Source organism: Nocardia sp. alder85J (assembly GCF_020176955.2).
In the GTDB taxonomy this organism is placed as follows: domain Bacteria; phylum Actinomycetota; class Actinomycetes; order Mycobacteriales; family Mycobacteriaceae; genus Nocardia.
Genome location: NZ_JAIUCZ020000001.1, coordinates 491,052 through 512,796, shown reverse-complemented (window position 1 = coordinate 512,796; position 21,745 = coordinate 491,052). Strand labels below are relative to the sequence as shown.

Below are 21,745 nucleotides of genomic sequence, written 5' to 3'. Positions count from 1 at the left end.
CCCCGCGCGACAACGCCCTCCGTCCCCCGGCAACACTGCGGCCCTCGCTCACCCGACCGACGGTACCGCCGTTGTCCGACAACTCCGCCACGCACCGGCTATCTTTTCCTTCGGAACCGGGTCGCCACCAGGTGATCCTTGCACGAGAATCGCGGAGCATGACGGTCACCGACGACAGCATTCCCACCGGACGCGGCCTTTTCGACCGACTGGTCGACGATGCCGCTCGCAGGCTACTGAAACTCCCCGAGGGCACGACCGATTTCACGATCACTCGTGACCTGCGGATTCCCACCCGCGACGGGGTGGAACTGGCCGCCGACCTGTACCGCCCGCTCGACGGCGAGCCGATCGGGACGGTGCTGGTGCGCGGGCCCTACGGCCGCGGGCTGGCGATGGCGCTGATGTCGGCGCGGCCGTGCGCGGCCCACGGCTACCAGGTGCTGTTCGTGTCCAGTCGCGGCACCTTCGGCTCGGGGGGCACCTTCGTGCCGGCTCGCACCGAGGCCGACGACGGCCAGGACGTGCTGTTCTGGATGTACAAGCAGGACTGGTATACCGGGTCGTTCGCCACCGTCGGCGCGTCCTACCTCGGGTTCACCCAGTGGGCGCTGATGGCGGACACGCCGGTGGAGCCGGCCGCGGCGGTGGTCGTCATGGGACCGCACGACTTCGCCCGGCACCACTGGGGCACCGGGGCCTTCAACCTGGACATGCTCGCCTGGAGCGATATGGTCGCGCACCAGGAGGAACCGGGGGCGCGCAATCCGCTGCGCCGGTTCCGAAGCGCCCGCGCGCTGCGCCCGGTGCTGAACGGGCTGCCGCTGGCCGACGTCGCGGAGCAGCACTTCAAGGGCGCGGCGCCGTGGTACCGCGACATCGTCACCCACCCCGATCTGTCGGACCCGTACTGGGCGCCGGTGCGGCATCGGGGCGCACTGGACAAGGTGACCACCCCGACGCTGCTGATCGGCGGCTGGCAGGACATCTTCCTGGAGCAGACCATCCGGCAGTACACCCGGTTGCAGGAACGCGAGGTCGACGTGGCGCTGACCGTCGGCCCCTGGACCCATCTGGAGATGGCGACCAAGGCCGCCGGTCTGATCGCCACCCAGACACTGGAATGGCTGGACGAGCATCTGGCCGGCCGCGAGGAGCAGATCCGCAAGGCGCCGGTGCAGGTGTACGTCACGGGGGCGGACCAGTGGCGCGATCTGGAGAGCTGGGCGCCGGAGACCGAGGATCTCGAGCTCTACCTCGCGCCGGGCCGCACCCTGGCCGAGGAGCCGACCCAGGGATCCGCGTCGCCGATGTCGTTCACCTTCGATCCCGCGTCGCCGACACCGACGGTCGGCGGGCCGCTGCTGTCCGGCGGCGGCTATCGCAACGATGCCCGGCTGGCCGGGCGCACCGACGCGCTCGCGTTCACCGGGAATTTGCTCAGGAAGGACATCGAGGTGTTCGGTGAGCCGATCGTCGACCTCGACCACAGCACCGACAACCCGCACGCGGACCTGTTCGTCCGGCTCAGCGAGATCGACTCCCAGGGGCGGTCGCGCAACGTCACCGAGGGCTACGTGCGGCTCGATCCGGAGCGCGAGGCGGGCCCGGTCGTGGTCCGGATGCGTCCGATCGCGCACACGTTCAAGGCCGGGCACCGGATCCGGTTGATCATCGCGGGCGGTTCCCATCCGCAGTTCGCCCGCAACCTGGGCACCGGCGAGGATCCCGGCACCGGCTCGGAGCTGCGGCCGTCGAAGCACACCGTCCAGTACGACGCGCAGCACCCGTCCTGCCTGGTGTTGCCCGCGGTGAACTGAGAACGGCCCGGCGCCGACCTGGAACAGGTTCCGCGCCGGGCCGTGCGGCTCGGGCTCGCCGCCGGAAATCCGGCGGCTGTGCTCACTCCTCCCAGTACTCCTCCAGCGTCGCCGACACGTGCTCGGCGAAATCGCCCAGCGGGTCGTCGCCGGTGCACCGGGCGTCCTCGGCGAGCGAGGCCCAGCGGTTGATCAGGGCGGCGGAGCGCGGCACCGACAGGCCGTGCTCACGCGCGGCGGCGATGCGGGTGTGATCGGCGGGCAGGAACCAGTAGGTGGTCAGCCAGACCCAGATCAGGCGGGCCTCGAGGATGCGCCCGGCCAGCACGTCGTCGTCGATCAGGGCCGGCCAGACGCCGACCACCTCCGAGCGCCACGCCTCGACCATCTGCCGGGCGCGCTCGCGCGACAGCTCGAAGTCGCACAGGCAGCCCGGGAACGACACCAGCGTGTAGGCGATGTCCAGGGTGGCGTCGCGGAAGCCGCCCCACTCGTAGTCGAGGAAGCGGGCGCCCTCGTCGTTGAGGATGACATTGTCCGGGCACAGGTCCGACGGGCTGAAGGCCCGGAACCGCCCGGCCGAGAACAGCCGGTTGCCGCGGACGATGCGCTCGGCGATCTCACCGGGCACCTCGATGCCGAATTCGCGTTCCAGTAGCCGCGGCACCTCGGTGACGGCGGTGGCCGCCTGCTCGGCGATACCGTCCAGGCGGTGGACGACGTCGACGCGGCGTAGCAGGGCTACGAAGTCCTCTTCGCGGCCCATGGTCGCGGCGTGCATGCGGCCGAGGGCCTGCGCGAACGCCATCAGCGCATTGCGGCGGGTGGGTTCGGACCCGGTCTGTAGCACCTGGGTCAGCGAGGCGTTCTCGCCCAGGTCGCTCAGGACCAGCAGTCGGTCGGGTCGGCTGTGTGCCAGAAGGTACGCGCCCGGGCGATGGTCACTCGACAGCGCAGTGGTGAACTGGTAGGACACTGCCTCACGGAGGAAGGCCGAGTCGAGGCTGGCCACACCGGGCGCCAAGCCGCCGATTCGGCGGTCGTCGGCGGCCCCGCGGACCTGCTTCACGATCAGCGTCCGAGGAAGTGAAAAGGAGTTCTCCGCCACGCGCACGCGGAGTACCGTCGTTCTACCACTGCCACTGAGCTCGATCGGATCACTCAGCTTTACCGGAGCACCCATTCGCTTTGTGAGCAACTGTTGTGCCGCGGACACGACTTCGGCGGCGCGTTCGGCCAATAGTGCGGTCATCGCGTCCCAAGGTACTCGCATCGGGTCACTTTCAGCGAGCGGTTACGCAACCTTTCGCGCGTCGCTCGGCGTGTCATTGTCACCGTCAGGCTACCGCCCCGGCAGGCTCGGCGCAGTGGTCCGCGTGGCGCGGCGACACGGCGGCGGCTTCCTTGACACAATTGGGTAGGTCCACTTGTGTCGTCGGCAACTGCCGTGCGCCACACCGTAACCCGGGTGACTCGAAAGGCTCGCGACGATGACCGACAGCCCGCACTCCGCGTCCGGCGATCTGCCCGCGGAGGGTGGTGAGCACAGACACCCCGCAGCACCGGGAGGGCACCAGCAAACCGAACCCTCGGCAACCGGTCAGGCTCGTTCCGATTTGCCCGATTCGTCCAGATATTCGCAGTTCAGCAGCCCGGGGACGGGGCAATTCGGCACCGAGCCGATTGCCTCACAGCATGCTGCCGGGGGCGGCGCACCCCTCCCCCGGACCGGACCGAGCGCCGGCGGCGCCCCGATCCCACCGGCCGGGCCCGGTGGTGGTGCCGCCATTCCCGCATCCGGGCCGGGCGGAGGCGGGGTTCCCATCCCCGGACCCGGGCAGCCGATGTACGGACCGCCCGGTTCGGGGCCGGAACATGCCGGTTACGCGGCCGGTGGATATCCACCGGCGGGGGGCTACCCACCGGCGGGCGGCGGGTACCCGCAGGAGGCGTATTCCCAGGGCGGATATGCCCCGGGCGGGTACCCGCCGGGCGCTTACGCCGAGGGCGGCTATCCCGAAGGTGGCTACCCCGACGGCGGTTATTCCGAGGGCGGTTATTCCGAGGGCGGTTACCCGGCGGGTCCGTATCCCGGTGGACCGCAGGGCGAATGGGCCGGGCCGCCCGGCACGATTCCCATGACGCAGGCCTACGGGCCTGGCCCCCACGGCTATCCGAGCAACTACAGCGTCGGCCAGGCCCTCGGCTACGGCTGGGAACGCTTCCGCGCCAACCCGATTCCGTGGATCGCCGTCACCCTGGTCGGTTTCGCCGCCTATCTGGCGGTGACACTGGTGATCCGGATCGGCAACGTGCAGTCGCTGATGGCGCTGCTGCTGATCTTCCTGGTGGTGGCGGTGGTGGTATGGCTGTTGCAGGCGGCCATGATTCGCGGCGCCCTGCTCGAAACCGACGGCACCTCACCGGATTTCGCATCCTTCTTCGGCTTCGTGAATGCCGGTAACGTGCTGCTGACGGCGCTGCTGGTCTTCGTGCTGGCGACCGTGGCCGCGGCGCTGTGCATCGTCCCCGCCCTGATCGTCGGCTTCCTGTGCATGTTCTCACTGCACTTCGTCGTCGATCAGGACCTCGGGCCGTTCAACGCGATCAAGGCCAGCGCCCGGCTGGTGATCGCCAACATCGGCCGGCTGCTGCTGCTGGCGCTGGCGGTCGCGGTGCTGACCTTCCTCGGCTGCCTGCTCTGCGGGATCGGACTGGTGGTGGTCGGGCCGATCACCGCGATCGGGGTCACCTACTCCTACCGCATCCTCAGCGGCGGGCCGGTGGTCTGACGCGAACCGCCCGGATGCCGAGCGGGCATCCGGGCGGTCACGGTGTGCGGGAATGCTATTCGGCGGCCTTCGCGGCGCCGGCCTGGTCGTCCTTGCGCAGCGGCTTGCCGTCCGGGCCGAGCACCACGTCGAGGCCGGCCTCCTTGCGCTGCTGTGCGGTGATCGGTGTGGGCGCATCGGTGAGCGGGTCGACACCGCCGCCGGACTTCGGGAACGCGATCACCTCGCGGATCGAGTCGACCCCGGCCAGCAGGGCGACGATCCGGTCCCAGCCGAAGGCGATGCCGCCCATCGGCGGAGCGCCGTAGGAGAACGCGTCCAGCAGGAAGCCGAACTTGTCCTGCGCCTCGTCGTGCCCGATGCCCATCACGCCGAACACCCGTTCCTGCACGTCGCGGCGATGGATACGGATGGAACCGCCGCCGATCTCGTTGCCGTTGCAGACGATGTCGTAGGCGTAGGCGAGCGCCGCGCCCGGATCGGTGTCGAAGGTGTCCAGCGACTCCGGCTTCGGCGAGGTGAACGCGTGGTGCACCGCGGTCCAGGCCGAATAGCCCAGGGCCACATCGCCGCTGGCGGTCGCGTCGGCGGCCGGCTCGAACATCGGGGCGTCCACGATCCAGACGAACGCCCAGGCGTCCTCGTCGATCAGGCCGCAGCGGCGGGCGATCTCACCGCGGGCCGCGCCCAGCAGCGCCCGGCCGGACTTCGCGTCGCCCGCGGCGAAGAAGACACAGTCGCCGGGCTCGGCGCCGACGAACTTCGCCAGCCCCTCCCGCTCGGCATCGGTGAGGTTCTTGGCCACCGGGCCGCCGAGCGTGCCGTCCTCGGTGACGAGGATGTAGGCCAAGCCCTTGGCGCCGCGCTGCTTGGCCCATTCCTGCCAGCGGTCGAGCTCGCGCCGCGGCTGGCTCGCACCACCCGGCATCACGACCGCGCCCACGTACGGCGACTGGAACACCCGGAACGGGGTGTCCTTGAAATACTCCGCCATCTCGGTGATCTCGATCCCGAACCGCAGGTCGGGCTTGTCGGAACCGTAGCGGCGCATCGCCTCCGCGTAGGTCATGTGCGGGATCGGCGTCGAGATCTCGTACCCGACCAGTTTCCACAGCCCGGCCAGGATGTCCTCGGCCAGCAGGATCACATCCTCCTGTTCGACGAAGCTCATCTCGATGTCGAGCTGGGTGAACTCCGGCTGCCGGTCGGCGCGGAAATCCTCGTCGCGGTAGCAGCGGGCGATCTGGTAGTACCGCTCGACGCCGCCGACCATCAGCAACTGCTTGAACAGCTGCGGCGACTGCGGCAGGGCGTAGAAGTTGCCCGGCTGCAAGCGCGCCGGCACCAGGAAGTCGCGGGCGCCCTCGGGGGTGGACCGCGTCATGGTCGGGGTCTCGACCTCGACGAACGCGTGCCGGGCGAGCACCTCGCGGGCGGCGGCGTTGACCTTCGAGCGCAGCCGGATCGCATGCGCCGGGGCATCGCGGCGCAGGTCCAGGTAGCGGTACTTGAGGCGGATCTCCTCGCCGGGCTGCTCGTCGAGCTGGAACGGCAGCGGGGCGCTCTCGTTGAGCACCTCCAGCTCGGTGACGTTCACCTCGATGGCGCCGGTCGGCAGGTTCGGGTTCTCGCTGCCCTCCGGCCGCGCCTCGACCACGCCGGTGACCTTCACGCAGTATTCGCCCCGCAGCCGGTGCGCCTGCTCGGCGGGCGCGCCCTCCCGGAACACGGCCTGTGCGATACCCGACGCGTCACGCAGATCGATGAAGATCACGCCACCGTGGTCTCGCCGCCGGGCCACCCAACCGGTGAGGGTGACGATCGAACCGGCGTGCTCGCTGCGAAGCGAGCCGGCCAAGTGGGTGCGCAGCACGGGAATCCTTTCGACGGCTCGGTGCCCCGGCGGACGGCGGCCGGTGCGCCTTCATCGTAGAGAGACACGTCCGGTGGATGGAAACCGATATCGGTCTCGCCGTGCCAAGCTGTACACGGCACGGCCGGAGGCAGCGGTCGCGCCGAACCTGATGGCGATCCGCCGGGCCGTGGCGAGAGGGTAGCGATGACCTTCAACGAGGGAATGCAGATCGATCCGGATCGGGTCTCGAGCGGTGGCCCGGGTCCCGGCGGCATGATCGCCCTCGGCGGCGGCGCGGGCGGCCTGATCCTGCTGGTCCTGGCGTTGCTGTTCGGCGGCAATCCGGGCTCGCTGCTCGGCGAGTTCACCGGCGCGCAGAACAAGCCGTCGGCCGCGATCGAGGGCACCCCGGCGCACTGCAAGACCGGTGCGGACGCCAACAAGTACGTCGACTGCCGGGTGGTGCTGACCGCGCAGAGCCTGGATTCGGTGTGGTCCACCGAATTGCCGAAACAGACCGGCCGCAATTACACGAAGCCCGCGATCACGCTGTTCAGCGGGCAGGTCGGCACCGGTTGCGGCACCGCGTCGAGCGCGGTCGGGCCGTTCTACTGCCCGGCGGACAAGACCGCCTACTTCGACACCAGCTTCTTCCAGGAGCTCGTCACCAAGTTCGGCTCCAGCGGCGGGCCGCTGGCCCAGGAGTACGTGGTGGCGCACGAGGTCGGGCACCACATCCAGAATCTGCTCGGCGACTCCGGGCGTGGGCAGCGCGATCCGCGCGGACCGCAGTCGGGCTCGGTCCGCACGGAATTGCAGGCGGACTGCTACGCCGGCCTGTGGGCCTCCTACGCCGACAAGCTACCCGCCCCCGGCAGCAATCAGCCGTTCCTGAAGCCGTTGTCGGACAAGGATATCCAGGACGCGCTCTCCGCGGCCGCGGCGGTCGGCGACGACCGGATCCAGAAGGCCGCCACCGGCCGGGTGAATCCGGAATCGTGGACCCACGGCGCGGCGAACCAGCGCCAGGCGTGGTTCCTCACCGGCTACCGCACCGGCCAGGTCCGCGCCTGCGACACCTTCTCCGCCACCGACCTGAACAACCCGCCGGCCATGCGCTGAGCTCGAACACCCGACGCGGCGGGCTCGGACAGCCCGCCGTCCGGCCGGCCCGAGCCACTCGCTGCGCCGGACAGCCTGCCGCGCAATGAGTGCCAACCACCCGCTGCGCCGTGAGCCCGAAAGACCTGCCGCGCATTGTGGCGCACACCCTGCCGGGTATGCGGTGCGGGCGCGGCGAGCGGCCCGCTGTCAGCCGACGGTCCAGGTCTCCTTGCCGGTGAGCAGGTCCTGCAACGAATTCTCACCCACGGGTTTACGCTCGCTCGCCATGGCCAGCTGCGCGCGGACCCCGTCGTCGTAGGTGGGGCGGGCAGCGCTGCGGAAGATGCCGACGGGGACGTGCGACAACTCCTGATCGGACAGCCTCGACAGCGCGTACGCGTACTCCGGATCGTCGGTGTAGGCGTCGTGCACCACGATGTCGGACTCGGCGACGGTGTCGGCGCGGACCACCTCGAGTCCGAAACCGTTGCGCACCACCGCGAATTCATTCTCGGCGCCGAATCGGATCGGCTGCCCGTGGCGCAGCCGGATCAGATGCGATTCGGCGTTGTCGCGCCGCAGCACGTCGAACGAGCCGTCATTGAAGATCGGGCAGTCCTGCAGGATCTCCACGAAGGCGGTGCCCCGATGGGTCGCGGCGGCCTGCAACACCTCCGACAGCCCGGCCCGGTCGGAGTCCAGCGCCCGCGCGGCGAAGGTGGCCTCCGCGCCCAGCGCGACCGACAGCGTGTTGAACGGGTGGTCGACCGAGCCCATCGGCGTCGACTTGGTGATCTTGCCCGGCTCCGAGGTCGGCGAGTACTGGCCCTTGGTGAGCCCGTAGATCCGATTGTTGAACAACAGGATCGTCATGTTCACATTGCGGCGCAGCGCGTGGATCAGATGGTTGCCGCCGATGGACAGTGCGTCGCCGTCGCCGGTCACCACCCACACCGACAGATCGGGCCGGGTGACGGCCAGACCGGTCGCGATGGCCGGCGCCCGGCCGTGGATGGAGTGGATGCCGTACGCGTCCAGGTAGTACGGGAACCGGCTGGAACAGCCGATGCCCGAGACGAACATCAGATTCTCGCGGCGCAGCCCCAGATCGGCGAGGAAACCGCGCACGGTGGCGAGGATGACGTAGTCACCACACCCCGGGCACCAGCGCACCTCCTGATCGGAGGTGTAGTCCTTGACCTTCTGCGGGCCGTCGGCGACGGGTACCCCCGACAGCCCGGTGAGGCCGAGATCGGTTCCGACGAGCGAGGTTTCGATGATGGTCATCAGTTGCCCCCTGTCTGTGGCACGGTGGAGCGATAGGTTGCCCGGGCCCGCGCGGCGAACGACTTGCCTTGTTCCAGTTCGGTGACGGAGCCGTCGAGCGCGGCATCGATGACGCCGACGAGTTCCTGCGCCGAGAAGGCGGTGCCCGCGACCTTGGTCCATGGTTGCACGTCGACCAGATAGCGCGCGCGCAACAACATCGACAGCTGGCCGTTGTTCATCTCCGGCGCGACCACCGTGCGGTACCGCCGCAGCACCTCACCGGTGTTGGCCGGCAACGGATTCAGGTGCCGCAGATGCGCCTGCGCGACCGGGACGCCGCGGCGGCGCGCCCGGCGGCACGCCTCGCCGATCGGCCCGTAGGAGCTGCCCCAGCCGATGATCAGCAACTCGGCGCGGCCGGACGGATCGTCGACCTCGAGGTCGGGCACGGTGATGCCGTCGATCTTGGCCTGCCGCAGCCGGACCATGAGCTCGTGATTGGCCGGATCGTAGGAGATGTTGCCGCTGCCGTCGGCCTTCTCCAGGCCGCCGATGCGGTGGGCGAGACCCTTGGTGCCGGGCACGGCCAGCGGCCGGGCCAGCGTCTCCGGATCGCGCGCATAGGGCTGGAATTCGACGGCCTCGCCCGGCTCGGGTTCGAAGCCCGGGTCGATCCGCGGCAGGTCGGCGACGGACGGAATCGCCCACGGCTCCGAACCGTTGGCGATGCTGCCGTCGGACAGCAGCAGCACCGGCGTGCGGTAGACCAGCGCGATCCGGGCCGCCTCCACCGCGGCGGCGAAGCAGTCCGCGGGCGAGCGCGGCGCCACCACGGCCACCGGCGACTCACCGTTGCGCCCGTAGAGAGCCTGGAGCAGATCGGCCTGCTCGGTCTTGGTGGGCAGGCCGGTGGACGGACCGCCGCGCTGCACGTCGACCACGACCAGCGGCAGTTCGGTCATCACTGCCAGGCCGATGGTCTCGCTCTTGAGCGCCAGGCCGGGACCGGAGGTGCTGGTGACGCCGAGGGCCCCGCCCAGCGCGGCACCCAGCGCGGCGCCGATGCCGGCGATCTCGTCCTCGGCCTGGAAGGTGGTGACGCCGAAGTTCTTGTGCTTGCTCAGTTCGTGCAGGATGTCCGAGGCGGGCGTGATCGGATACGTGCCCAGGAACACCGGCAGTCCGGACAGCTGCCCGGCGGTGACCAGGCCGTAGGCCAGTGCGGTGTTGCCGGTGATCTGCCGATAGGTGCCCGGCGGCAGCGCGGCGGGCGCGATCTCGTAGGTGGTGGCGAACGCCTCGGTGGTCTCGCCGTAGTTCCAGCCCGCGCGGAACGCCAGGATGTTGGCCTCCGCGATAGCCGGCTTGGCCGCGAACTTCTCGCGCATGAACTGCTCGGTGCCGCCGATGGGCCGCCCGTACATCCAGGACAGCAGCCCCAGTGCGAACATGTTCTTCGCGCGCTGGCCGTCCTTCTTGCCGACGCCGGTGGATTCGGTGGCGCCCAGCGTCAGCGAGGTCATCGGCACCTGGTGCACGACGAAATCGGCCAGGGTGCCGTCGGTGAGCGGATCGGCGGCGTAGCCGACCTTGGCCACCGCGCGCTTGGTGAACTCGTCGGTGTTGACGATGATCGTGGCGCCGCGGACCAGATCCTCGATATTCGCCTTCAGCGCAGCCGGATTCATCGCCACCAGCACATCGGGCTGATCACCCGCGGTGAGGATGTCGTAGTCGGCGATCTGGATCTGGAACGACGAGACGCCGGGCAGCGTGCCCTGGGGCGCGCGGATCTCGGCCGGGAAGTTCGGCTGGGTGGCAAGGTCGTTGCCGAAAGCGGCCGCCTCGTGCGTGAACCGGTCACCGGTCAGCTGCATGCCGTCGCCGGAGTCGCCGGCGAACCGGATGACGACCTGTTCCAGCTTCTCGCTGCCGCCGGTCCTGCCGGTGTCGGCCATGCCGCTCTCCTCACTGCCGGTCTGCTCCGTGCCGGCCACTCGCCTGGTTTGCGGTACCACACGCCAAGTTACCCCGCCGACACCGGGACACACCCGGGTTGCACACGGTCCGACGCGATTCACACTGCGAATAACGACAATTGCAATTCACCGTGCGCCACCGGCGCCGGTCGTGCTCCGGATTCCACTGGGCGCGTGGGCCGTAGCGCGTGCTGGTCCAGCAACGGGTCGAGTCGGTCCCGCAGCCACGCGGAGTACTCCGGTGTGACGTACGCCCCACGACCGTACAGCTGACGATAACGCCGCAGTAATGCCGGGTGGTGGCTCGACAGCCAGGCCAGGAACCAGCCTCGGGTACTGCCCCGCAGATGCATCGGGAACGCCACGGCGCTCGCCGCTCCGGCTTCGGCGATGGCGCCGAACAATTCGTCCAGGTGCGCGGTGCCGTCGGTGAGGTACGGAACGATCGGGGCCGCCATGACATTCACCGCGAAGCCGGCCTCGGCCAGCGCCCGCACCAGCTCCAGCCGGGCCCGCGGACTCGGCGTGCCGGATTCCAGGCTGCCGTGCAAGGCGGGATCGAGGATCGCGATCGATACCGCGACCTGCACCGGCACCTGCGCCGCGGCGGCGCGCAGCAGTGGCAGATCGCGGCGCAGCAGCGTGCCCTTGGTGAGAATGGAGAAGGGGGTGCCGGATTCGGCCAGTGCCGTGATGATGCCGGGCATCAGCCGATATCGGCCCTCGGCCCGCTGGTACGGGTCGGTGTTGGTGCCCAGCGCGACCGGCTCCCGCTGCCAGGAGCGCCGCGCCAGCTCGCGCCGCAGCACCGCGCCGACATTGGTCTTCACCACGATCTGGGAGTCGAAATCGCGGCCCGCGTCCAGATCCAGATATTCGTGCGTACCGCGCGCGAAACAGTAGGTGCAGGCGTGCGAACAGCCGCGCATGGTGTTGATCGTCCAGGTGAACGGCAACCCCGAACTCGGCGGCACCTTGTTCAGCGCGCTCTTGCACAACACCTCGTGGAAGGTGACGCCCTCGAACTCCGGTGTGCGCACGCTGCGCACCAGCCCGGCCCGCTCCAGGCCGGGCAGCGCGCCCTCGTCGGCGCTCGGAGACTGCCGCTGCCACCGCATTCGACCATTCGAACAGGTGTTCTAAAACCTGTCAAGCACTCGCACCCGCCGGCGCCGCGAGATCGCCGTTGTAGAACGCGATCAGATCGCGGACGGTGTCGGCGGTCGGACGGGGCCGGTAGCCCAGTTCGGCGCGGGCCTTGGCGCCGTCCACCTCGGGGGCCGCCAGCAGCGCGCCCATCGCCGCCCGCGACACCCGATCGCTGCCGAACAGCTTGCCGATCGGTTCCAGCACCGGCATCGCCGCCGAGATGACCTTCGGCGGAATGGCGAACGCCGGGCCGCGCCTGCCGTTGCCGGCCGCCGCGAGCCGGGTGAGCTCCAGCATCGAGACCATCGCGCCGGGCAGCAGGTAGTTCTCGCCGGTGCGGCCGCGCTCCGCGGCCAGCATCAGGCCGGTGGCCACGTCGCGGACGTCGACCAGGTCGAAGCCGCCGCCGATCATCACCGGCGTCAGGCCGCGGGACGCGTCGCGCAGCGTGGTGTTGATCCGCGAGCCGGTGTGGTCGATCGGCCCGTACACGCCGGTCGGATTGCAGATCACCGCGTCCAGCCCGGTCTCGATCACCGCGCGCAGCTCGATCTCGCCCTGCCACTTGGACCGGTCGTACACCGGTAGGCTCGGGTCGGTCGAGCGCGCCGAGTGCTCGTCGATGCGGCCGCCGCAGGTGTACTGGTCGAACGAGTGGATCGAGCTGGTGTGCACGAAGCGGCGCACCCCCACGTCGCGCGCGGCCTCCGCGACCACCCGCACCCCCTCGGTGTTCACCCGCCAGGCCAGGTCGTGGCGGTGCGCGAGGGTGATCACGGCGACCAGGTGGTACACCACCTCGGCGCCGGCCAGCGCCGCGCGCATCGACTCCGGGTCCAGCACGCTGCCCTCGACCCACTCGATGTCGGGGTCCACGGTGCCGGTGGGCCGGACCCGGTCGATGGCGGTCACCTCGTGACCGCCCTCCACCAGCCGGTGGAGCAGGTTCGTGCCCAGGAATCCGGCTGCGCCGGTGACTGCGACCTTCATGGAAACGAGAATATAGAACTTGTTCTAAATTGCAACAAGTTCTAATTCAGCCTCCCACCGGCGCTTCGGGGGTCGAAACCTGTCCGGCCCGTCGGCTATATTGAGGCCCAGGCCACACCCGAAGTACCGCAAGCCCGGTCCGGGTTGTCCGCGGTTTCGCTCGCGATTCCCGGCAGCCGGGCGGACAATGTTCGAAGCGTTCGAGATGTTCGAGACCGAGCACAGATGGGGGGCACACCGATGGCCGATCTCTCGGTGGAGACCGCGGCGGTGCGCGAATTCGCCGCCACCAATCAGGGCGTGGCCGCGGATATCGCGGGCACGGCGAATTACGACACCACCCAGCACGTGGTCGCCATGACCCCCGTCTTCGGCCTGATCGGCGCCGACTATCTCGCCATGTTCGCCGCCGCGCAGGTGCTGCACGCGCGCGACGTGAACGATCTGTCGGCCAAGGTCGACCACATCGGCCGGGCGGCGTTCGGCACCGCGGCCACCTTCGACGACGCGGACGGCTCGCTCGCCGACACCCTCGGCGCCCTCGGGCAGCAGATCGGAGGCTGAACCATGAGTCCCGGATACGACACCGGCGTGATCGGCCCCGCAGGCGCCCCGGCACCGGCCGCGGCCCCGCCACCGGTCACCGCGCCCGGCAGTCAGCCCCCGATGCTCGACCTGGCGCTGCCGCAGTGGCCCGACGACCTGCCGCCGGTCGAAGCGCCCGCATTCACGGTGGCACACAAGGAATTCGACGAGGACGGCGGCGCGCTCGGCGTGGGGCACGTCCCCGGTCCCGGCGGCGCGCCCGGCGCGGTGCACCCCGCCGACCTCACCGATCCCCTGCTGGGCGGCGCGCACACCGGCCTCGGCGATCCCCTGCTCGGCGTCACACCCGCGGGACTCGGCGGCTCCCCGGCCGTCCTCACCGCCGCCCACGACACGGCGGCGCAGGCGCAGCAGGCGGCGGCCACGACCCCGAGCGCGCCCGGCGACACCGCGTCCGGCGTGGGCGCGGTACATCAGGCCGTCGCGGGCGCCCCCGCGGCCGTACCCGCCACCCCGGCGGTCGCACCCGCACTGCCCCCGGATCCGGTCGGCACGCTTCTGCACGGGCTGGGCCTGGCCGCGGTGCCCGGCGCCGACGCACTGCTCAAACCGGTCCTCGACCTGCTCAGCGGTTTCGGCACCGGCGTCCTCGGCGCGGTGAACCCCGCGACCGTCCTCAGCGAGGGCTCCCAGGTCATCCAGGCCGCGATGCAGGTCGGCGCGGGCGCCTTCAAGACCGTCGACCAGGTCTGGCAGGGCAAGTCCGCGCGCAGCGCGCAGGAGGCCGGTCAGCGGGCCCAGGCCCAGGGCCAGGACGCAAGCCAGCGCGGCCTGGACATCTCCCAGCTCACCGAGCAGGCCGCCGGTGTGATCCAGCGCGGCAACGTGCAACTCACCGCCGTGGCCCAGGCCTTCGCGGCCGAGGCCACCGCGCTCGCGCCGGTCGTGCTCACCCCGCCCGGCCAGGCCACGCTGATCTCCACGGCCACCGAATCACTCGGCCAGGCGGTGTCGATCGTCAACGCCACCCGCGGCGAATTGTCCGGCTACACCGCCCAATTGGCCGGCGTGGTGCAACAGTTGACCGGCGCCGACGCCCAGACCGTCTCCGACGCGGCCCAGGCGGCCGCCCAGAACATCGGCCAGCCGATCCTGGACGACGCCCACCAGGCCCTCTCCGGCGACAATGCCCGCACCGTCGGCCTGGGCAAGGACGCGCTCGGCTCCCGGCTCGGCGCCGGCGACCCCACCGTGGCGGCGGGCTACAACGGCTACAACGGCGCACACCCCGGCTCCTACGGCGGCGGCACCGGCGGCTACTACGGCAGCACCGGCGGCGTCGGCGGCAACGGCAGTGCCCACCCCGGCCCCGGCGGTTCCGTCCCCGGAATGCGCCCCGCCACCGGCCTTCCCGCGGCCCCGTTCACGCCGGGCGCGCCCGTCGCCCCCGGCCAGGGCATGGGCGGCAGCGGTTTCCTCGGCGCGCCGGGAGCGGCCGCCCAGCGCAGCGACGAGGACGAGAAGTCCCGAGCGGTACAGCCGTACCAGAGCGCCGTCGGCAACTCCGACCTCACCGGCTCACTCGGCGAGACCACCCCCGAGGTGATCGGCCAGACCCACCTGGACGAGATCATCCACGAATACGAGAACGATCGGTTGTAAACCGCAGGGCGGCAACGAGACTCGGCGCAACCATCCGACCGGGCACGTCCCGGGCACACGGACCTCGGCACCACAGTGCCATCGAGCGAATGCGCACGCTGAACCCACGGCGGCCCCCCTTCGGTCTGTCACCCGAGCCGGACGGACAACCCGGTCGCGATGGCCGGTGAGCGGCGGCTCGGCACCACGTTACTGGTACACGTTCCGAGGCTCTCGATCAGACCCGCGTCCGGGTGGACTGCCGATACTTCCGCACGTCCCGGTCGCGGAAATGATGTCGAGGGGGGAGGTCTGGGGTTAGCATCGCGGGAAGAACTAGAATCTGTTCTAGTTTTCGCGATTTCGAGAGGACTGCACCGATGCGCTTCACCTACGCGGAGGCGATGACGGATCCCGCGCACTACATTCCGCTGGCTCAGGCCGCCGAGGCCGCCGGGTTCCACAGCATGTCGATCGCCGACAGCATCGCCTATCCGGCCGAGTCGGATTCCACCTATCCGTACACGCCGGACGGGTCGCGGGAGTTCCTCGACGGGAAGCCGTTCATCGAGGCGTTCGTGCTGTCCGCCGCGCTCGCGGCCGCGACGACCCGGCTGCGGTTCACGCCGTTCGTGATCAAGCTGCCGATCCGGCCGCCGGTGCTCGTGGCGAAGCAGACCGCCTCGCTGGCGTATCTGAGCGGCAATCGGTTCGGGCTGGGGGTGGGCATCAGCCCGTGGCCGGAGGATTTCGAGATCATGGGGGTGCCGTTCGCCAAGCGCGGCAAGCGCATGGACGAGTGCATCGAGGTGGTGCGGGGGCTGTGCAGCGGCGACTACTTCGAGTACCACGGCGAGTTCTACGACTTCGCCAAGATCAAGATCACGCCCGCCCCGACGGAGCCGGTGCCGATCCTGATCGGCGGCCACAGCGATGCGGCGCTGCGCCGTGCGGCCCGGCTCGGTGACGGCTGGATGCACGCCGGCGGCGATCCCGCCGATCTCGATCGCATGCTCGCGCGCCTCACCGAACTGCTGCCGGAGCGCGAGAGCACCCTGCCGTTCGAGATCCACGTCGCCTCGCTGGACGGCTACACGACCGACGGCATCAAGCGGCTGGAGGACAAGGGCGTCACCGATGTGATCGTCGGGTTCCGGTATCCGTACGTGGCCGGTCCGGACACCGAACCGCTGGCCAAGAAGATCGCCCATCTGGAGCGGTACGGCGAGTCCGTCATCGGCACGTGCTGACGCGCCGCCCGCCCGGCTCGCGCAGTCGCCGAACCGGGCGGGCCACTGCCGGTCAGGAACGCTTGGCGAAGCCCAGGCCGATGACGGCCTCGCGCTCGGACTCCAGTTCCGCGACGCTGGCGTCGATGCGAGCGCGGGAGAACTCGCCGATGTCCAGGCCGGGCACGACGGTGTACTCCCCCGCCGCGCAGGTGACCGGGAACGAGCTGATCAAACCCTCGGGCACACCGTAGGACCCGTCCGACGGCACGGCCATCGACACCCAGTCGCCGGGCGCGGACCCGAGGGTCCAGTCGCGAATGTGGTCGATGGCGGCGGCCGCGGCGCTGGCGGCCGACGAGGCGCCGCGCGCCTCGATGATCGCGGTGCCGCGCTGCTGCACGGTCGGGATGAACGTCTCCCGCACCCAGTCCGGATCACCGACCGCTTCGGGGGCCGGCCGGCCCGCCACCGTCGCATGCGTGATGTCGGGATACTGGGTGGCGGAATGGTTGCCCCACACCGTGATTCGCGCGATATCCGCCGCGGCGGCGCCGGTACGGCGGGCCAGCTGGGCGATCGCGCGATTGTGGTCGAGCCGGGTCAGCGCGGTGAACCGCTCGGCCGGGACGTCGGGTGCGTTGCTCATCGCGATGAAGGCGTTGGTGTTGGCCGGGTTACCGACGACCAGCACCCGCACGTCGGCGGCGGCGCTAGCGTTGATCGCGGCGCCCTGATCGGTGAAGATCGGCCCGTTGGCGGCCAGTAGATCGCCGCGTTCCATCCGCGCGGTGCGGGGGCGGGCGCCGACCAGCACGGCAATGTTCGCGCCGGAGAAGCCCTCCCAGGGATCGTCGCTGATGTCCACCGATTCGAGCAGCGGGAAGGCGCTGTCCTCCAGCTCCATCGCCACCCCTTCCAGGGCGTGCACCGCGGCCGGCACCTCCAGCAACCGCAGCCGCACCGGCGTCCCGGGGCCCAGCATGTCCCCCGAGGCGATCCGGAAGAGCAGCCCGTAGGCGATCTGGCCGGCGCCACCGGTCACGGTGACGGTGACGGGAGTCCGGGCGACAACACTCACGAAAACTCCTAGCGATCCGAGTACATTGCAGGGCTCCCCGGTGGCACCTCGGTGCACCCGGCGGCCGCGTCGCGGGGCCGGCCCCATGGCCTGTCGCCACCACCCTAACCACCTTCACCGCGAGACACGGCACCCAGTGAGCAAGAAGACACCCACCGCCCGCGACAATGGGGCAAATCGGGCGAAAATCGGCGAATTATGTTGATGCGTGCCACATTTGGCGTTACCGAATCGATATCTCGGCGGGCCGCGCCTCACCCCAGTGTCGCGATCTCCCGGTCGCTGAGCACCACCGGTTGCACGCTGTCGCGGGTGCGGACCAGTTGCACCGCCCGGAACAGCGGACGGTCGTCCAGTACGGCGTCGCGGGCCTCCGCACGCAACTGCCCGACCAGCATGCCCGATACCGCGAGCGCCGCCGCGAGGTTGCTGGCCGCCAGCGCGTCGGCCAGCCGGCGCAGGCCCAGCAGGTGCAGTTCCCGGCCGCTGCCCGCGTCGGTGTACATGGCCAGCGGCACCACCTGCCGGGCGCCACCGGCGGTGACGCGCAACACTATTCGCGACAGCCGGCCCGGGAAGACCAGGATCTCCACGCCGGTGGCGGCGGCCACGTCCAGCTGCCGCCGCCCGAAGACGGTGCGCGCCCGAATAACGGTGCCCACCAGCCAGATCCGCCGCCGTTGCACCGACAGCGCGTACAGCGTCGTGGGTGCGCCGAGGACCACGGCCGCGACGACCGCGATCGGCCACCACACCGCCAGCGCCAGCAGCAGGCCCACCGCGACGCCGATGCCGAGCGCGGCCAGCGTCAGCCGCCGCAGCATCGGCGCGTACATCTCGGGGGCGATGAGATCCAGGCCGATCGGTTGCGGCGGCTCGGGTTTCGGTTCGTCGGTCACGCGTCCCACTCGTCCGTTCCGGGTCGACAGCCGGGGCAACTGCCGTGCCGCACCCGAATTACTCAGTGCGGCACGACAGTTGGTGGCCCAGTGACCGTACTACCGATCCGCCGCGAGCGCCGCCGCGACCGCGGTCACCGCCTCGCCGATCGGGATCTGCCGTTGCTCGCCGGTGGCCAGATCCTTCAGGCCGATCTCGCCCTCGGTGAGGTCGCGATCGCCGAGGACCAGCGCGAAGGCCGCCCCGGAACGGTCGGCGGCCTTCATCGCGCCCTTCACGCCACGACCACCGTAGGCGAGGTCGACCCGGACACCGGCGGCCCGCAACTGCCCCGCCAGCACCACCAGGCGCTGCTTCGCGGCGTCGCCGAGCGAAACCCCGAACACGTCGACCCGGGCCGGGCCGGGAGCGCTCCTGCCCTCCGCGGCCAGGGCCAGGACGGTGCGGTCGACGCCGAGCCCGAAGCCGATACCGGACAGCGGCTGGCCGCCCAGTTCGGCCATCAGCCCGTCGTAGCGGCCGCCGCCGCCGATGCCGGACTGCGCGCCGAGCCCGTCGTGCACGAACTCGAAGGTGGTCTTGGTGTAGTAGTCCAGGCCGCGGACCATGCGCGGATTCACCACGTGCGGGACGCCGAGCGCGTCGAGGTGGCCCAGGACCTGCTCGAAGTGCGCCTTCGCCGATTCCGAGAGGTGGTCGATCATCAGCGGGGCGGCAGCGGTCAGCTCCTTGACCTCGGGCCGCTTGTCGTCGAGGACGCGCAGCGGGTTGATCTCGGCGCGGCGGCGGGTCTCCTCGTCCAGCGGCAGCGCGAACAGGAACTCCTGCAACAACTCCCGGTACTGCGGGCGGCAGCTGTCGTCGCCGAGCGAGGTGATCTCCAGCCGGAACCCGTCCAGGCCCAGCGACCGGAAGCCGGCGTCGGCGACCGCGATCACCTCGGCGTCCAGCGCCGGATCGTCGACCCCGATGGCCTCCACACCGACCTGCTGCAACTGCCGGTACCGGCCCGCCTGCGGACGTTCGTAGCGGAAGAACGGCCCCGCATAGCAGAGCTTGACCGGCAACTGGCCCCGGTCGAGGCCGTGTTCGATGACCGCCCGCATCACCCCGGCGGTCCCTTCCGGGCGCAGCGTGACACTGCGGTCGCCGCGGTCGGCGAAGGTGTACATCTCCTTGGTGACCACATCGGTCGACTCGCCGACACCGCGCGCGAACAGGGCCGTGTCCTCGAAGATCGGCAGCTCCACATGCCCGTATCCGGCCAGTCGCGCGGCGTGCACGAGCCCGTCCCGCACGGCGACGAACTCGGCGGAGGCGGGCGGCAGGTAGTCCGGGATACCCTTCGGGGCGGTGAAGCTGCTGGTCTTGGTCACGATCGCCCAGTCTCCCCTACCGGGACACGCCAAGTCCAACCGGTTCCGAGCGTGCCGTCTCCGGATCTCCTCAGGAAGTGATGGCAGACTCTAACGCCGGAGCCGGCGACCGCGACGCCGCACGTGGCACCGCCGGTGCCACGACAGGAGAAAGGGATCGGTAGTGCCGAGCAACGAGCAACGACGAGCGGCAGCGAAAAGGAAGCTGGAACGACGGCTGGAACGGCAGGCCGAACGCGCCCGCAGGCGCAAGCAGCTCACCATCGCCGGATCGGTACTCGGTGTCGTCGTCGTCATCGCGGCCGGCGTCGGAATCTACTTCCTGACCAAGGGTGACACCGACAAGTCCACCGCCTCGGCCACTCCGGATGCGTCGCTGTCCAGCACGCCGGAGATCGCACCGCCACCCGCACCCAAGCCCAAGGCCGCGACGGTCTCCTGCACTTACGCCGACGGCGGCGATGCCGCGAAGCCGGCCACGAAACCCGCGAAGACCGAGGTGTCCACGCAGGATTCACCGAAGGTGAGCATCGACTCGAGCCAGGGCCCGATCGGTATCACGCTGAACGCCGCCGCCTCGCCGTGCACGGTGAACAGCTTCGAGAGCCTGGTGCAACAGGGCTTCTACAACGGCGCTCCCTGCCACCGGTTGAGCACCCAGGGCCTGAAGATGTTGCAGTGCGGCGATCCGAGCGGCACCGGTAAAGGCGGGCCGGGCTATTCGTTCGCGAACGAGTACCCCACCGACCAGTACGCACCGGGCGATCCGGCGGCCAAGCAGCCCGTCACCTATCAGCGCGGCGTGGTCGCGATGGCCAACGCCGGGCCCGACACCAACGGCAGTCAGTTCTTCCTGATGTTCGGTGATTCGAAACTGCCGCCGCAGTACACCATCTTCGGCACCGTCGACGCCGCGGGCCTGACGACCCTCGACAAGATCGCCGCCGGCGGTGACGACGAGTCGCTGGCGACCACCGCCGGTGGCGGCAAACCGAACCTGCCGGTCACCTTCAATACCGCCCGAATCGGCTGACCCGGTACGGTTTTCGCGTGAGCGGCCCGGTGCGACGCACCGGGCCGCTCGCGACTTCCCGACGTGTTCGCCCGACATGCCCGGTGGTGCTGGCCACAGCACCTTCGGTTGCGGCATCCTGATGCCGGAGAAGATCCTGCGCATCGTCCGATACGCCGGAAATGTGAGTTATATGCTTTTGTTGCACGGTTCGAGTAAGGATCACCTCCGTTCCCGCTGTAACCTCGTATAACGGAGTACTACGCGGCGTGGTGACCCATCCCGCACGGCAGGGCCACCCCCGCACCGGTCCTCCCGGTGTCCACGTTTGCAGGCTGCGGAGACCGTATGCGAACCACCGTTCGTGTGGCGGTGCCCGCGACAAAGCACCACAATCATCCATAGTGTTCACTGCAACATCGGGGAGCAGGCAATGGCCGAGGAACTCGACGACATCGGCCGCGAAACCGCGGCGCTGATGAAGCAAATGTTATCGCTTGCGACTCTGGTTGCGCTGCGCACTCGCGAACGGGGCCAGAAGGAAGCCGAAGCCCGCGTCAAAATCACCGAGCAGCGTGTCAAGGATGCCAAGGAACTCGGCTTGCGCGAGGCCCGCGAGGCCAAGGCGAAGGACCCGCGCAACCAGGAACTCACCCGGATGCTCGACCGCCCGCCGCTCGAGAAGGGCGGCGTCTCACTGGAACGCGATCAGTTCGCGGCCACGGCCAGTGCCGCCCGCAGCGAGGCGCACGCCGCCGCGGCCACCAGCCCGACCATCCGATACGACTCCGCCGAGCGCCGTACGGCCCTGGCGGCACATCTCACCAAGATCGGTGTGGCCCCCGAGTTGCGCGCGATCCGGATGCTGATGGAAGTCGGTCAGGCACAACCGGCTTCGGAGGCCGTCCGCTCGGTTCCCGACGACAACGACCGGCTGGCCAAGCGGTTGCGCGAACAGCAGGAACTCGCCCGGCAGCGCGGACTCGAACGCAGCCGCTGACA

The 21,745-nt window shown here is 70.0% G+C and carries 17 protein-coding genes; 8 read left to right on the top strand and 9 right to left on the bottom strand.

Going from position 1 to position 21,745, the window contains the following annotated elements; translation table 11 throughout:
- Positions 1–158 precede the first annotated feature (158 nt).
- Complete coding sequence (locus tag LBW94_RS02365; protein WP_225056562.1) at positions 159–1,820, top strand: CocE/NonD family hydrolase; 1,662 nt, start codon at positions 159–161, stop codon at positions 1,818–1,820.
- Positions 1,821–1,902: 82 nt separating this feature from the next.
- On the opposite strand, the gene LBW94_RS02360 is transcribed toward LBW94_RS02365, so the two are convergent.
- Complete coding sequence (locus LBW94_RS02360; RefSeq protein WP_225056678.1) at positions 1,903–3,072, bottom strand: phosphotransferase family protein; 1,170 nt, start codon at positions 3,070–3,072, stop codon at positions 1,903–1,905.
- A gap of 592 nt (positions 3,073–3,664) precedes the next feature.
- Here LBW94_RS02360 and LBW94_RS02355 point away from each other — a divergent pair.
- Positions 3,665–4,612, top strand: coding sequence for a hypothetical protein (locus tag LBW94_RS02355; protein ID WP_225056563.1), 948 nt, complete (start codon positions 3,665–3,667; stop codon positions 4,610–4,612).
- Between the two features lie 55 nt (positions 4,613–4,667).
- On the opposite strand, the gene aspS is transcribed toward LBW94_RS02355, so the two are convergent.
- Positions 4,668–6,485, bottom strand: a complete 1,818-nt coding sequence (gene aspS / locus LBW94_RS02350) for an aspartate--tRNA ligase (RefSeq protein WP_225056564.1) — start codon at positions 6,483–6,485, stop codon at positions 4,668–4,670.
- A gap of 186 nt (positions 6,486–6,671) precedes the next feature.
- Here aspS and LBW94_RS02345 point away from each other — a divergent pair, with 186 nt between their 5' ends.
- Positions 6,672–7,589, top strand: a complete 918-nt coding sequence (locus tag LBW94_RS02345; protein WP_225056566.1) for a neutral zinc metallopeptidase — start codon at positions 6,672–6,674, stop codon at positions 7,587–7,589.
- Positions 7,590–7,778: 189 nt separating this feature from the next.
- Here the strand turns inward: LBW94_RS02345 and LBW94_RS02340 are convergent, their stop codons facing one another.
- The 4 genes from LBW94_RS02340 to LBW94_RS02325 all read right to left on the bottom strand — a co-directional run bounded on the left by LBW94_RS02340 (position 7,779) and on the right by LBW94_RS02325 (position 12,958).
- On the bottom strand, positions 7,779–8,858 hold the full coding sequence (locus LBW94_RS02340; RefSeq protein ID WP_225056568.1) for a 2-oxoacid:ferredoxin oxidoreductase subunit beta: 1,080 nt from the start codon (positions 8,856–8,858) through the stop codon (positions 7,779–7,781).
- Positions 8,858–10,798, bottom strand: a complete 1,941-nt coding sequence (locus LBW94_RS02335; RefSeq protein ID WP_225056569.1) for a 2-oxoacid:acceptor oxidoreductase subunit alpha — start codon at positions 10,796–10,798, stop codon at positions 8,858–8,860. Before LBW94_RS02335 ends, LBW94_RS02340 begins: the two co-directional genes overlap by 1 nt.
- Before the next feature lie 119 nt (positions 10,799–10,917).
- Positions 10,918–11,937 (bottom strand): Rv2578c family radical SAM protein, encoded by a 1,020-nt coding sequence (locus LBW94_RS02330; protein ID WP_225056571.1) that lies wholly within the window; start codon positions 11,935–11,937, stop codon positions 10,918–10,920.
- Positions 11,938–11,968: 31 nt separating this feature from the next.
- Entirely contained in the window at positions 11,969–12,958 is a 990-nt protein-coding gene (locus LBW94_RS02325) for an NAD-dependent epimerase/dehydratase family protein (protein WP_225056573.1), read from the bottom strand.
- Positions 12,959–13,198: 240 nt separating this feature from the next.
- On the opposite strand from LBW94_RS02325, the gene LBW94_RS02320 reads away from it, so the two are divergent.
- The 3 genes from LBW94_RS02320 (at position 13,199) to LBW94_RS02310 (ending at position 16,395) form a co-directional block, all read left to right on the top strand.
- Positions 13,199–13,522, top strand: a complete 324-nt coding sequence (locus tag LBW94_RS02320; RefSeq protein WP_225056574.1) for a type VII secretion target — start codon at positions 13,199–13,201, stop codon at positions 13,520–13,522.
- Positions 13,523–13,525: 3 nt separating this feature from the next.
- A complete protein-coding gene (locus LBW94_RS02315; protein WP_225056576.1) occupies positions 13,526–15,166 on the top strand; it encodes a hypothetical protein in 1,641 nt (546 codons plus the stop codon).
- A 359-nt stretch (positions 15,167–15,525) separates the two neighbouring features.
- Entirely contained in the window at positions 15,526–16,395 is an 870-nt protein-coding gene (locus LBW94_RS02310) for a TIGR03619 family F420-dependent LLM class oxidoreductase (RefSeq protein ID WP_225056578.1), read from the top strand.
- A 52-nt stretch (positions 16,396–16,447) separates the two neighbouring features.
- Here LBW94_RS02310 and LBW94_RS02305 read toward each other — a convergent pair whose 3' ends face one another.
- The 3 genes from LBW94_RS02305 to hisS all read right to left on the bottom strand — a co-directional run bounded on the left by LBW94_RS02305 (position 16,448) and on the right by hisS (position 19,731).
- Complete coding sequence (locus LBW94_RS02305; RefSeq protein ID WP_225056579.1) at positions 16,448–17,455, bottom strand: malate dehydrogenase; 1,008 nt, start codon at positions 17,453–17,455, stop codon at positions 16,448–16,450.
- Between the two features lie 254 nt (positions 17,456–17,709).
- Positions 17,710–18,354, bottom strand: a complete 645-nt coding sequence (locus LBW94_RS02300) for a hypothetical protein (protein ID WP_225056580.1) — start codon at positions 18,352–18,354, stop codon at positions 17,710–17,712.
- A gap of 99 nt (positions 18,355–18,453) precedes the next feature.
- Positions 18,454–19,731 carry a histidine--tRNA ligase gene (gene hisS / locus LBW94_RS02295; RefSeq protein ID WP_225056581.1) on the bottom strand — a complete coding sequence of 426 codons (1,278 nt, stop codon included), beginning with the start codon at positions 19,729–19,731 and terminating at the stop codon, positions 18,454–18,456.
- Between the two features lie 163 nt (positions 19,732–19,894).
- Here hisS and LBW94_RS02290 point away from each other — a divergent pair, with 163 nt between their 5' ends.
- The gene (locus LBW94_RS02290; RefSeq protein ID WP_225056582.1) at positions 19,895–20,764 is read left to right on the top strand and encodes a peptidylprolyl isomerase; all 870 of its coding nucleotides are present in this window, start codon (positions 19,895–19,897) and stop codon (positions 20,762–20,764) included.
- Between the two features lie 412 nt (positions 20,765–21,176).
- Positions 21,177–21,743, top strand: a complete 567-nt coding sequence (locus LBW94_RS02285; protein ID WP_225056583.1) for a hypothetical protein — start codon at positions 21,177–21,179, stop codon at positions 21,741–21,743.
- Positions 21,744–21,745: the final 2 nt, after the last annotated feature.

Bases quoted from the DNA above. Each gene is read 5' to 3' on its own strand.
- LBW94_RS02365 (WP_225056562.1), top strand. From the start codon at position 159: ATGACGGTCACCGACGACAGCATTCCCACCGGACGCGGCCTTTTCGAC.
- LBW94_RS02360 (WP_225056678.1), bottom strand. From the start codon at position 3,072: ATGACCGCACTATTGGCCGAACGCGCCGCCGAAGTCGTGTCCGCGGCA.
- LBW94_RS02355 (WP_225056563.1), top strand. From the start codon at position 3,665: ATGTACGGACCGCCCGGTTCGGGGCCGGAACATGCCGGTTACGCGGCC.
- LBW94_RS02345 (WP_225056566.1), top strand. From the start codon at position 6,672: ATGACCTTCAACGAGGGAATGCAGATCGATCCGGATCGGGTCTCGAGC.
- LBW94_RS02340 (WP_225056568.1), bottom strand. From the start codon at position 8,858: ATGACCATCATCGAAACCTCGCTCGTCGGAACCGATCTCGGCCTCACC.
- LBW94_RS02335 (WP_225056569.1), bottom strand. From the start codon at position 10,798: ATGGCCGACACCGGCAGGACCGGCGGCAGCGAGAAGCTGGAACAGGTC.
- LBW94_RS02330 (WP_225056571.1), bottom strand. From the start codon at position 11,937: ATGCGGTGGCAGCGGCAGTCTCCGAGCGCCGACGAGGGCGCGCTGCCC.
- LBW94_RS02325 (WP_225056573.1), bottom strand. From the start codon at position 12,958: ATGAAGGTCGCAGTCACCGGCGCAGCCGGATTCCTGGGCACGAACCTG.
- LBW94_RS02320 (WP_225056574.1), top strand. From the start codon at position 13,199: ATGGCCGATCTCTCGGTGGAGACCGCGGCGGTGCGCGAATTCGCCGCC.
- LBW94_RS02315 (WP_225056576.1), top strand. From the start codon at position 13,526: ATGAGTCCCGGATACGACACCGGCGTGATCGGCCCCGCAGGCGCCCCG.
- LBW94_RS02310 (WP_225056578.1), top strand. From the start codon at position 15,526: ATGCGCTTCACCTACGCGGAGGCGATGACGGATCCCGCGCACTACATT.
- LBW94_RS02285 (WP_225056583.1), top strand. From the start codon at position 21,177: ATGGCCGAGGAACTCGACGACATCGGCCGCGAAACCGCGGCGCTGATG.